The 11,540-nt window shown below is 31.8% G+C and carries 11 protein-coding genes; 2 read left to right on the top strand and 9 right to left on the bottom strand.

The window, feature by feature from the left end; genetic code table 11:
• The 9 genes from WBM70_RS00855 to WBM70_RS00815 all read right to left on the bottom strand — a co-directional run.
• A partial coding sequence (locus tag WBM70_RS00855) for an ABC transporter permease (protein ID WP_424556626.1) occupies positions 1–2,446 on the bottom strand: 2,446 nt, incomplete at its 3' end.
• Complete coding sequence (locus WBM70_RS00850) at positions 2,440–3,102, bottom strand: ABC transporter ATP-binding protein (protein ID WP_424556625.1); 663 nt, start codon at positions 3,100–3,102, stop codon at positions 2,440–2,442. The genes WBM70_RS00850 and WBM70_RS00855, both read right to left, overlap by 7 nt.
• Complete coding sequence (locus tag WBM70_RS00845; protein ID WP_424556624.1) at positions 3,102–3,704, bottom strand: arylesterase; 603 nt, start codon at positions 3,702–3,704, stop codon at positions 3,102–3,104. The genes WBM70_RS00850 and WBM70_RS00845 overlap by 1 nt, the downstream gene beginning before the upstream one ends.
• A 350-nt stretch (positions 3,705–4,054) precedes the next feature.
• Entirely contained in the window at positions 4,055–4,588 is a 534-nt protein-coding gene (locus tag WBM70_RS00840; protein ID WP_424556623.1) for a hypothetical protein, read from the bottom strand.
• Entirely contained in the window at positions 4,585–4,914 is a 330-nt protein-coding gene (locus WBM70_RS00835; protein ID WP_424556622.1) for a winged helix-turn-helix domain-containing protein, read from the bottom strand. Before WBM70_RS00835 ends, WBM70_RS00840 begins: the two co-directional genes overlap by 4 nt.
• 333 nt (positions 4,915–5,247) lie before the next feature.
• The gene (locus tag WBM70_RS00830) at positions 5,248–5,841 is read right to left on the bottom strand and encodes a nucleotidyltransferase family protein (protein WP_424556621.1); all 594 of its coding nucleotides are present in this window, start codon (positions 5,839–5,841) and stop codon (positions 5,248–5,250) included.
• Positions 5,828–6,718, bottom strand: coding sequence for an XdhC family protein (locus WBM70_RS00825; RefSeq protein ID WP_424556620.1), 891 nt, complete (start codon positions 6,716–6,718; stop codon positions 5,828–5,830). Before WBM70_RS00825 ends, WBM70_RS00830 begins: the two co-directional genes overlap by 14 nt.
• A gap of 3 nt (positions 6,719–6,721) precedes the next feature.
• Positions 6,722–8,857 (bottom strand): molybdopterin cofactor-binding domain-containing protein, encoded by a 2,136-nt coding sequence (locus tag WBM70_RS00820; RefSeq protein WP_424556619.1) that lies wholly within the window; start codon positions 8,855–8,857, stop codon positions 6,722–6,724.
• Position 8,858: 1 nt separating this feature from the next.
• A complete protein-coding gene (locus WBM70_RS00815) occupies positions 8,859–9,308 on the bottom strand; it encodes a (2Fe-2S)-binding protein (protein WP_424556618.1) in 450 nt (149 codons plus the stop codon).
• A gap of 620 nt (positions 9,309–9,928) precedes the next feature.
• Here WBM70_RS00815 and WBM70_RS00810 point away from each other — a divergent pair.
• Together WBM70_RS00810 and WBM70_RS00805 are read left to right on the top strand one after the other, a co-directional pair.
• A complete protein-coding gene (locus tag WBM70_RS00810; RefSeq protein WP_424556617.1) occupies positions 9,929–10,363 on the top strand; it encodes a hypothetical protein in 435 nt (144 codons plus the stop codon).
• Positions 10,360–11,043, top strand: a complete 684-nt coding sequence (locus tag WBM70_RS00805; RefSeq protein WP_424556616.1) for a nucleotidyl transferase AbiEii/AbiGii toxin family protein — start codon at positions 10,360–10,362, stop codon at positions 11,041–11,043. The genes WBM70_RS00810 and WBM70_RS00805 overlap by 4 nt, the downstream gene beginning before the upstream one ends.
• Positions 11,044–11,540: the final 497 nt, after the last annotated feature.

The following is an 11,540-nucleotide window of genomic DNA, read 5'->3' as shown; positions in this document are numbered from 1 at the left end:
TTCTTGAAGTAAAGAAGCTAACAATCAAGATTGTTAAGATTGGGATAAAGAAAAAATAGAGCAAGAGAACATCTGGCCTAAAATCCCAATAGGAGTTAAAGAGCAAAGTGCTAATAACATAAGAACCGATACTACCTAGGAGTATCCCTAAAATACTTGCACCTAGAGAGATTAAACCAAATTCAATTAAAAAAGAATTTCTGATGGTTTTATTATTTACGCCAATCATTTTTAATCTTAAAATATTATTTTTTTGCAAATTCATTTGGTATTGAATGATAATAAAGCTCATAAGAAGTCCAACAATGATCGAATAAAGGCTCATCTTATCTGTTATTGCAGTAACATTTTTTACTAATTTTAAAAATGATTCAAATAGATTTTTAACATCAATAACGGTCAAAGATGGGAAAAGATCAGATAATTTTACTAGCATTTGTTGCGCATCGTAATCTCCTGCAGAGATTGTCGCTAAAACAGTTTTTGGAGCATCATCAAGAGCACCTTCTTGTAAAATTAAAAAGAAATTCGGTACAAATTCAGTCCATTTTACTCTCCTAATATTGACTATAACAGCTTCTAGCTCAAGACCTAAAACATCAAAAACAAGACGATCTCCCAGCTTTATTCCTCTGCTGTTTGCATACCTTTTTTCGACACTAACCTCTATTGGTTTAGAAAAATCTTGTGAATTATAGGCACCACTAAACTCTCGTCCTTCGATTATCTGCTCACTCTTCTTTATCTTTGTTCTATATGAGAGATTGACTGTACTGTTTTTAAGTCTTTCATCTCCATAACTTTTAGCGTGATCTATAAAATCAATATCATTTATTTTTACTATCCGTCCTCGTATCATGGGTGAAATATTTTCTAATCGTCCCCCCATAGTATTAACTTGACCTGCAAGATCTTTGACTTGCTCTTCTTTTGCATCAATAACAAAGAATCGAGGTCTTTCATCAACACTTAGAGTTAAGGCGCTTGATAGTGATGATCCAATTTGAGGAATAATACTAAAAAATGTTGTACACAAAAGTATGGCCGTAAATAAAGTCAACGATGTTTTCTTTTGCCTGGTAATATTTTTAAGAGCCAAAGATAAAGAGAGATTTTCCAAATGTCCTGAAAAATCCAATCTCTTTAAAATCATAGAACCAATAGCAAAAAATAAAATGATCAGTATTAACATTACTATTGCAAAGGAAAAACCTACATTTTTAGCAGGTGATACAAAGTGAGACAAAAGCAGCAGGAATGTAAGAAAAGGAATAAAACCCAGAACTATCTTGGAGAAATGTTGTTTTTCTCTTTGGAGTAATGGCAAGATCAAAGGGAGTCCTATACTTAAACTTAAAATTAAAAGGATCAATGAAGATTTCAATAAAAAGTAATAATCCAATGAAAAATCAAAATCAAGATCAACAAGTTTTTGAATGAGCGGACCTAAAAACTGAGCAGATATGGTTATAAGTGAAAAAACAATAATACTTGAAATTGTGATCAGTACAAATAAATGCAAAAGGTATGTGATAGACAGGTTTCTTTTACTCAAGCCCATGTCGCTTAAAACTATGATATCCTTTTGGTGCTTCCTTAAAAAACCTGAATACAAATATATAAGACCCACAAGGCCTAGGAAAAAAGAAACAAGGGATACCAAGGACAAGAAATTTGTAATAAAGTTCAAAACACGTAATAACCGATCTGTACCATCATTAGGAGAGAGAACCCTCATACTCTGGTCGATACTCTTTTCTAACCCACGTTCAATTTTCTCTAATTGATCATTGTCTAAATTTTCTTTAAAGAGATAGTTTAAACTATAAGAAGCCGTTGATCCGAACTGTAGAAGTTCAGTTTTCTCCAAACCTTCTTCACTGATGTAGATCTTAGGCATGAAGCCACTAAAACTTATGGTTTTTAACGTATCTGATTCTATAATTTTTTTTATTAGAAAGCTTTCTTTACCAATTTTTATCTGCTCTTCGTGCTTTAAGTCAAGAAGATCTAAAACTTCCTGGTACACCCAAACTTCATTTGCTTTTGGTAAGACCTCAACATTGGGATAAATTGACTTGTCTCTAAAAACTAATCCTCCATAATAAGGATAGCCTTCGTTGATCTTAACAACCTCCATTAACCTAGCCCTTGTTTTCGAAGCTATCATACTAACAGTAGAAACGCCTTGGGTAAAACCTTTTAGTTCGGGAAGTTTATTTTTTATTTCTTCTTCTTGTTCAGTTGTTATAGGAAACCTAGAAGATACAACAAGGTCTGAACCAAGTAAGCTCTTTGCTCTGGTATCTAGAGAAGTCTCCATACTTCCTTTAAAAAACTGTAAATACGAAAGTGAGGCAATGGCCAAGCTAAAGTTTAATATAAATATCAAGCTAAAAGACTTTGAACGAGCCAGTGCCTTAAAAACCAGTTCTAGTACTAGCATTGAGTTAAACTTCCCTGTAGAAGTTCATACGTTTTTTCACAACGGTTTGCAACATCTTTTGAGTGTGTCACAAGAATTAAAGTAGTATTGTTCTTTTTGATAAGTTCAAAGAGTATATCCATCACTGCGTTGCCGGTCTCATCATCTAAGTTTCCACTCGGTTCATCAGCTAAGATTATTTTAGGATTATGAATAAGTGCTCTAGCGATGGCAACACGTTGTTTTTCACCTCCACTAAGTTGTGAAGGAAGATGTTCCATTCGATGACCTAGTCCTACACTTTCTAACAGTTTGATCGCTTTTTCTCTAGGTTTAGAAATATTACAAACTTTTGCTGGAAGCATCACATTTTCAAGCGCATTTAGGTAAGAGACTAAATGAAAATTTTGAAAAATAAATCCAATGTTCATAGCTCTGAAATCATTTAGTTCACTTTCTTGGAGATCTTTATACGACACAGAATTTAAAGAAATATCACCATCGTCTGGTTTTATAATTCCTGAGATAAGTGAAAGCAATGTTGATTTACCGCTACCAGATTTCCCCATGATCGCTACTCGTTGACCTTCTCCCACGTGAAAATTTAAATTCTCAAATATTTCAATGGTCTGTGAACCCTGGTGGTACGATTTTTTCAGTGATTTTAATTCTAGCATTATAGATCTTCCTTGATAAATTCAAAAACGTTTTCTGCGATATGCTTATGACCTTTTTCATTAGGATGAATACTATCTTTCTGATTAAATTCTTTTATTCCTGCCACTCCATCTAATAAAAATGGCATACTTTTCAGCATATATTTAACTTTTAAGTTTTGATACATTTTTTTAAACTGTTCTGAGTACTCTGGTCCATAATTGGGGGGAATGAGCATGCCTGCCAACATAACTTTTGCATTAGATGCCTGTGCATACCTGATGATCTCTTCAAGATTTTTCTGACTTTGTTCAAGGTCTAGGCCCCTAAGACCATCATTGGTGCCAAGCGCTATAAAAACGATATATGGTTTTTTTTTCAAATACCATTTAAGACGAGCAAGACCATCACTGGTTGTAGAACCGCTTACACCACCATTGATAACGACGATATTTTTATGAAGTTCGGTTTGGATCAAGTTCTCAACTAGTTTTGGGAATGCATCTTCTTGACTGACCCCAAATCCTTCAGTTAACGAATCTCCCAAGAAGAGAATAGTATTAGACTTGGCATTTAAAACTGATAAATTTAATAAAAATAGGATGAGTATAATTTTTTTCATGAGACATTTTATCTTAAACCAATAACCTTGTGTATTAAAAAAATGTTAATTGATAACAAATTACAAAAGTTTCAGGATTAATAAAAGGAGTATAATTTGAGGTGCAACGATAAGTTATGCCCTACTCCCGTATTTACAATATCTATTGATATATTGGTGACACTTTTTTTACTAAAATTTTCTCTGTTTTTTTATTAGCTCAACTTTTAAAAACTAACCATAAAAAGATATTTCATCATAAAACATAGCATATAGCCTATTTTATAAAGTTTTAAATACTTGGTTACATATTAATGGTCCTTAAGAGTCTACAAACTGATAAGCCTAATAATCTAATATATTTTATTAGTTTATGTGTCTAATCGACTTTTAAAAATTTCAAATTTATCTAATTCTTTTTCATTCATGGACCATTCTTTTATTGAATCAATATCAAATTTATTTTGCTGGGCTACCCAAATAGCCTGTTCTAAACTTTGAGGGTCATCCCAATAATAATATGCAGCCAATCTATCTTTAATACAATCATTCGGAGTGAGTAGTCTCAAAATACCTGTTTCATTTTCTCTTGAAGCAATCTCAGTTATAGGTGCATCTCCTACACCAAGAGGTCCTCTTGGAAATTCTATGAAATATCGTGTATCTTCATGTACAAAATAACGGTTATGCTCTTTAAAGCCTAATTGGACCATAACATTTTTTATTTTTGTGTGACCACCGTTAAATCTATCTATCAAATCGATGTCATCTGATGTATATTTACCTTGGCTATAAATTTCAACACAAGATCCACCAGAAAGCACAGTTTTAATACCTTCTTTTTCAAGTTGACTGCAAACATATCCGGCCAATTCTTCCATACTCATATCTTTAATACTTTTCATAATGGTTTTCCTTCCCTTCTAGGCCGTTTCCGTCTCATCGTAAGTCTTTCTATCTCTTCAGGAGAGTAATAAGTTCTAGCTTTTTCTAAAAGGGCTTTTAACTCATTTAAAAATGCATAGCGGGGATTGAACATGAAAAGCCTTGTTCGTCCTACCTTTTTACTGACCAGAATCCCCGCAAGTTCCATCTTTTCTAGCTGTTTTTGTATGGGGTCTAGACTTGAATTGTAAAAATCTGCTATTTCTTTCGCATAGCCTTCACCGTTTGCAAGAATGAACTGCAATACTCTTTCCCTATTTTTAGAACCAAATAGTGTTTCCAACATGAGGTATCCTTCTATAAACCTATAATATAGTTTTTAATACCTATATTATAGGTTATATAATCTATTTTGTCAAATACAAAATAAGAATCAAATATCTTAATTTTAAAGCCTTGTAAAATATATAATATTATGAGGTTTTTGATTACGTTAAAAATAGTGAAGATTATATAAATGAAAGTACGTGATTTAAGGGAAGAAATTCCCTTAAAATCGCAGGAGCAACGATAAGTTATGCCCTATTCACGTATATAAAGTATCTATCGATACAGTGGTGACACTTTTAGTGTCACTTTTTTACTAAGTATTTCTCTATTTTCTTCATTAAATTAAATTTTATCTAACTACATAATTATTTAAAAAATTTACATAATCTTTTTTTGTATCTATATCCATAGAGTATTTATCTTCTAACGATACATAATCTAAAGGATTTTCTTCAAGAAACTTTTTTGCACCTTTATCACCTTTTAAATTTTCTAACATTTTAAAATAGATTCTAGGAAATATTGACGGAACTGCAAATTTATTTTGATATTTTGAACATATAATCAAGTTTTTATTTTCTGATGATTTTTTAATTAATTTCTTATAATGACTTACAGGAATTAATGGTTGGTCACATAACATGATTAATACCTTTTCAGATTCAAAAAAATCAGACATACCATAAGATATAGAGTTTCCCATTCCCTCCTTATAATTTGAATTAACTCTTATGGATATAGGAAAATCAACTATTTCCTTTATTATTTCATCACTTTTATGTCCTAAGACAACGCTTACATTAGCGCTGATCTCTAAAGCATTTTTTACAGCTATTTGTATTAATGTTTCATTTCCTACTTTTAGTAATTGTTTCGGTTCTCCTAAACGTGAAGAAGTACCAGCAGCTAAAATAAGTACTGCAAAATTATTATATTTTTCCATTTTTCTTTGCTTCTATTTGTGCACATATTGAAAGAGCAATTGATTGCTGAGTGATTCCACCTATATCAAGACCAACTGGGGCGAAAAACCTATTATCATCATAAAGATTAAATTGTTCTCTTTTTTTCTCCATATTCTTTTTATTTCCCAAAATTCCAATATATTCAACATTTGAATGAAGTAATGCTTCTAAGTATGTATCATCTGTCTTAGGAGAATGACTTAAAATAACTGAGGCATTATATGCACTTAAATCCATAGATAAAATATCTTTAATATTTTCCAGTTTGATTAATTTATCTGCTTTATTTACATACGCTTCGCTCATTTTCATATCAATAATAGTAGTTTCCCACCCCATTACATTTGCCATTGAAAGTAAAGATGTTACGTGAGCTCCTGAACCAAAAACCAATAAAGAGTATGGCTTTTCAATCGTTTGATAAAATATTTCATTTTCAAGTTTAGTTTCAATGGTATCATCAACTATTTCAAAACTAAAGTCTTTAATGGATCTACTTAAAGTCTTCCCCGCATTATCAACGGAAATACCTAACGGGCCATAATTATCATTATAAAAAAAGGGCTGCACTAAGTATCTACTAACACCATGACCTGATTCTTTATCTTCTGGTGTATTTTCAAAATAGAGAGACTCTTTTGATTCTAATAGTTCTTTTGATAAAGCAAAAATTTTATTATGTAATGATGGACTGCCTAAAACACCTGTAAATTCCCCATGTGAATTTACAAGGATCATATTTCCAGGCTTAGCATAGGTAGAACCCAGTGTTTCTATAACACTAGTTCCTACAATATCTAAACCTTTCTGTCTACTACTTTCAATAAATTTCAGATACTCTTTATTTGGAAACACCGTTTATCCCATTTTTATTGGCATCGATGTATATAGTTTTCCTGTTGCATCAAAGATGGCATTTGGAATTGCAGCTAAAATGGGAGGAGTTCCTGGTTCTCCAATTCCACCAATTTTCTCACCAGAATTTATAATACTTACTTCAATGTCTGGGACATCCGAAATTTTTGTCACTGTATAATCATAAAAGTTACTTTGAACCGTTGCGCCATCTTTAATAGTTATTTCGCTACTAAGAAGAGTGGCTAAACCAAAATTAATGCCACTAATCATTTGATTTTCAACATTTTGTGGATTAAAAGCAAATCCACAATCAATAGAACACCAAACTTTTTCAACTTTGTAGTCATTCTTTGTAACTCTTACTTTTGCAACTTGTGCACAAATACTTCCAAATGATTCAACAATTGCTACACCATATCCTACATTTTTTTCTTTTTTTCTATTCTTCCAATTTGATTTTTCTGCTACATCATCAAGTAAATCAATAAACCGTTTATTTGTTAACATACTTTTTCTATATTCAATAGGATCTTTCCCAACTATATATGCTGCTTGATCAATACTACACTCAACCGTTTGTGCTGATTGTGTATGTCCAACTGATCTCCACCAAAGTACAGGAATGGGAGACTCTGTTATATACGCTTGCATATTATGGTTATCTATAGTATATGGATGATTTACTAAACCTTCTTTTTGTGCACCATCAACTCCATTTGCATATCCAGATCCTTCAAAAGGAGACCCTTTAAAAATTGACTGTGAAGCAACTTTTGCATCAAATGCAGTAATATCTCCATGTTCATCAAGTGCTAACTTCACTTTATTTTTATATTTTGGTCTATAGTTTCCAAGTTTTATATCATCTTCTCTTGTCCATAAAGTCATGATAGGGTAACCCTCATCTTTAGCTACAAAAAGTCCCTCTAATACAAAGTCAAGGTTAATAGCACCCCTTCTGCCAAAAGCACCACCTAAAAATGGTGTATGATAAGTAATATCTTCTGGTTTGGTACCTAATACTTTCATTGCTGCACCAAATGCAAGTGTTTGAGACTGAGCAGTAGACCAGACTGTTGCTTTGTTTTTATCATGGTGTGCAACAAAACTCAATGGTTCCATTGCTGCATGGGCTAAAAATGGAAATTCATAATCTAATTCTATTATATTTTTAGCTTCTTTAAATGATTTTTCACTATCACCGTCTTTTCTCATAGATGCCCCATCTTTTTCCAGCACTAAAGAGTATTCTTTATCCATATCAGATGTACTTACTTTTGCAAATTCTCCTAAATTCCATTCAACTTTTATATCTTTGAGTGCTTCTTTTGCTACAAACCATGTATCTGCGATAACTGCGACTCCTGATGGAATTTGTTTAACTTTAATCACTCCCTCTTTTTTCTCTGCTTTACTTGCATCAAAACTTTTAATTTTTGCTCCAAAAACTGTAGGATGCAAGACTGCTGCATATTTCATACCTTCAACTCTTACATCTAATCCAAAGTCAGCTTTTCCAGTAACTTTTGCCCAAGCCTCTTTTGGATGTCTAGAGTGTGCTTTTCCTATAACTTCACAATCTTTTAAATCTTTAATTTTAGGATCTGTAGGAACTTTAATAGAAGCTAAGTCCGATACTAATTCTCCAAAAGTAAGCTCTTCTTTTGTGATTTTATTTATTGCTTTTGAATTTTTCGTTAATATATTAAAGGTTCTTACTTTCCATTTTTTAGAAGCTGCTTCTTTTATCATGCTATTTAAAGCAGCACCAACTTTTCTCATCTCTAATTGTTTTGCCCAAATAGAAGAAGAGCCACCTGTAATCATAAGAGGACCCCAAACATGATTATATACAGGAGCTACAGGAGCAGGTTTAATATTTATTTCTTCCCAATCAACATTTAACTCTTCAGCAATACACATAGCTAGGGTTGTATAGGTACCTTGTCCCATTTCAACTTGTCCAACAATAAAATTAATTGTATTATCAGAATTTATTTCAACAAAAGCATTTGGTTGTAAAGCTTTTTCTTGAGGTTTAGCATCAGAGGCTCTTGATTTAGTAGGTAAATAAAAACCAATAACAAAAGCTGAAGCGGTAACTGAACTTGTTTTTAAAAAACCTCTTCTTTCCATCTTACACCTCCACAGTTGCAGCTTTAATAGCTGTTTTTATTTTATTATATGTTCCACATCTGCAAATATTCCCATCCATAGCTGAAACAATCTCATCATCACTTGGTTTTGGATTTGTTTTTAGTAATCCAGCTGCATTCATAATTTGTCCAGATTGACAGTATCCACACTGTACAACATCCTCTTGTATCCAAAATTTTTGAAGTTTTTGAACGGTTTTGTCTTCAGTAGTTTCAATCGTAGTGATTTTTGCATTTGCTACTGTACTCATTGGAGTTATACAAGCTCTTGATACTATGCCATCTACTAAAACAGTACAAGACCCACACACTCCAACCCCACATCCAAACTTTGTACCAGTGAGATTTAAATTGTCTCTCAATACCCAAAGGAGAGGAGTATCCCCATGAGCATCTACATTATAAACTTTTTCATCGATAATTACTTTCATTGCTGTTTTTCCTTTAAAATTAATTTTTATAAATTATATTTGATTATAGCTAGTTTTATTCAGAAGGCAAGTAACTCTTTAAGTGTAGTATTAGGTGTTTTCTTAATATAATAGAAAAAGAAGGAAATTGATTATATGAAAAGAAACGTTCTGACAGGCTAAATAGCCTAGATTAGCGTGTTTTGTAGAAGATATACGATTTCGTACTAAAATAATAGGTGCAACGATAAGTTATGCCCTACTCCCGTATTTACAATATCTATTGATATATTGGTGACACTTTTTTTACTAAAATTTTCTCTGTTTTTTTATTAGCTCAACTTTTAAAAACAATAAACCATGAAAGATACTTTTCATTATCAAACCTTCCATATAGCACAATATGTTATGAATAAAATATAAATTTTAAGTGTTAATAGAAGTATGTATTAGAATAGTTACTTAAGTCTCTTGTTTGATTAGTATATTATGAATAATATTTTTGATGATTTGATTATTATTGAATAGTAAAAAATTGCTATTACGTATCATGTAAATTTGCTTTACGCCCAAATAGTTGTCATTTTGACAAATAATTAAAAATTGGTTAAAATGACAACTGTAAAGATAAAGGAGAGCCCATGAAGATAGAACACGAACTGTTTGAAAAGATGCTTACTGCAAAAGGTATCACTAAAAAGGTTTTCTCAAAATATGCAAAAATCCCCTACTATACAGTAGCGGGCTGGAAAAAATCTGGTAATGTACCTGCCTATGCCATGGTGATTCTAAAAAGTATCCCCTCTCCCAAGACCACTACTGCACAAACGTTGATTGACATAGGAATGAAAAGGGCAATTTTTTGGAACAATGATCTTAACAAAGAAGTACCAAGCGATATTTTCATTGTCTCTACACTCAAAAGAGCCTACAATGATTTCGTTATTGATAAACTGGTTGAATTTTTTGGTGAAGACATGGTCTTACATTCACTTGAGCGACATAAACAAATTGTTTCTGATACATTGATCCAACGCGTTACAGATCACATACAAACCTCATTGGCTTCTGCATGATCAATCCCGAAACACAAGCCCTTCTCGATAAATTTAAAAAGATACCACTTTTTTCAGAACACAAAGCTATTTTAATCGGTGGTACTGCTTTAGCCTATCATCTTTCTCATCGAGAAAGCTTTGATTTGGATATCTGTTTTCCATTTTCTGAATTATTGCCCAAGCTTGATTTTTTGGATATTTTTGAAGAGGTCATTCCTTTGGAGTTTGACCAAACTACTATAGATACAGCCATTAATGAAGGTGGAGATATCAACGAGGTAATACAACGTTATATTATAGATGGTATAAAAGTTGATTTTGTCATTAATCCTTCAAGTAACATTTATGAGCGTGAAATACTTCAAAATAATCAAAGTGAAGCTTATGGACATCTGCGAATTACATCGATCAAGAGTATTTTTACTCTCAAATCTCTTTTATTACTTGATAGAAACAAAATTAGAGATCTCTACGATATAGTCTATCTATTGAAAAATCAAAACTTTACAGCCAAAGAGATGATTAATATAATCATGCACTATCGTATCACATATCTGCCACTGCACATTTTACAACTTATAGAGGCAAAAAAAGAGGATCCCTATGATATTGAAGGGATTGAAAAGCCCAGGATGGATATAACCGAGTACGAAAATCTAAAAGCTTATCTTCTTGAAGATGTAAAAGCAAATATATAAATATATCTTAGTTTACCTAAAGGTAATAAAATAGATATTTTAAATGATCCTATCTTTTCCTGATATAAGTCATTAACTTTTTAAACTCTACGAAGTTTATGTTTTCTTTGATGGTTTTCATTATAAAACCTCCTATATAGAACATTTTATAACGTTTTCTATGCGAGGGTACATATTTATGGGCTGCAAACGTCGCTACAGCGATAAAGGTTATAAAATATGTTAGATTATAAGGTTTTGTTTATTTGTTTAGAAATCAATAAACTAAAATTTTATATATAAATCTTAAGTTCAAATTTGTTATTATCAGATAAATTTACTCCGAATTAAAGTAGAAGGGAAAAAATGAAATTAAAATATCTTACCCTAATGAGTAGTCTATCTGTAACAACTCTTTTTTCACAAAGTTTTGATGCATCGAACTATAGATTACAAAATGATTTATTATATGGATTAACGACTTATCTAACTAAACCAGTAGACTCAAATGTTGACAC

This window comes from Sulfurovum sp. (genome assembly GCF_049668085.1).
GTDB lineage: Bacteria > Campylobacterota > Campylobacteria > Campylobacterales > Sulfurovaceae > Sulfurovum.
This window is presented reverse-complemented; position numbering and strand designations above follow the sequence as displayed.

What these genes read in the sequence shown, in the direction of transcription:
- WBM70_RS00835 (WP_424556622.1), bottom strand. Translation starts at nt 4,914, where the DNA reads ATGTTGGAAACACTATTTGGTTCTAAAAATAGGGAAAGAGTATTGCAG.
- WBM70_RS00830 (WP_424556621.1), bottom strand. Translation starts at nt 5,841, where the DNA reads ATGGAAAAATATAATAATTTTGCAGTACTTATTTTAGCTGCTGGTACT.
- WBM70_RS00850 (WP_424556625.1), bottom strand. Translation starts at nt 3,102, where the DNA reads ATGCTAGAATTAAAATCACTGAAAAAATCGTACCACCAGGGTTCACAG.
- WBM70_RS00820 (WP_424556619.1), bottom strand. Translation starts at nt 8,857, where the DNA reads ATGGAAAGAAGAGGTTTTTTAAAAACAAGTTCAGTTACCGCTTCAGCT.
- WBM70_RS00805 (WP_424556616.1), top strand. Translation starts at nt 10,360, where the DNA reads ATGATCAATCCCGAAACACAAGCCCTTCTCGATAAATTTAAAAAGATA.
- WBM70_RS00815 (WP_424556618.1), bottom strand. Translation starts at nt 9,308, where the DNA reads ATGAAAGTAATTATCGATGAAAAAGTTTATAATGTAGATGCTCATGGG.
- WBM70_RS00810 (WP_424556617.1), top strand. Translation starts at nt 9,929, where the DNA reads ATGAAGATAGAACACGAACTGTTTGAAAAGATGCTTACTGCAAAAGGT.
- WBM70_RS00845 (WP_424556624.1), bottom strand. Translation starts at nt 3,704, where the DNA reads ATGAAAAAAATTATACTCATCCTATTTTTATTAAATTTATCAGTTTTA.
- WBM70_RS00840 (WP_424556623.1), bottom strand. Translation starts at nt 4,588, where the DNA reads ATGAAAAGTATTAAAGATATGAGTATGGAAGAATTGGCCGGATATGTT.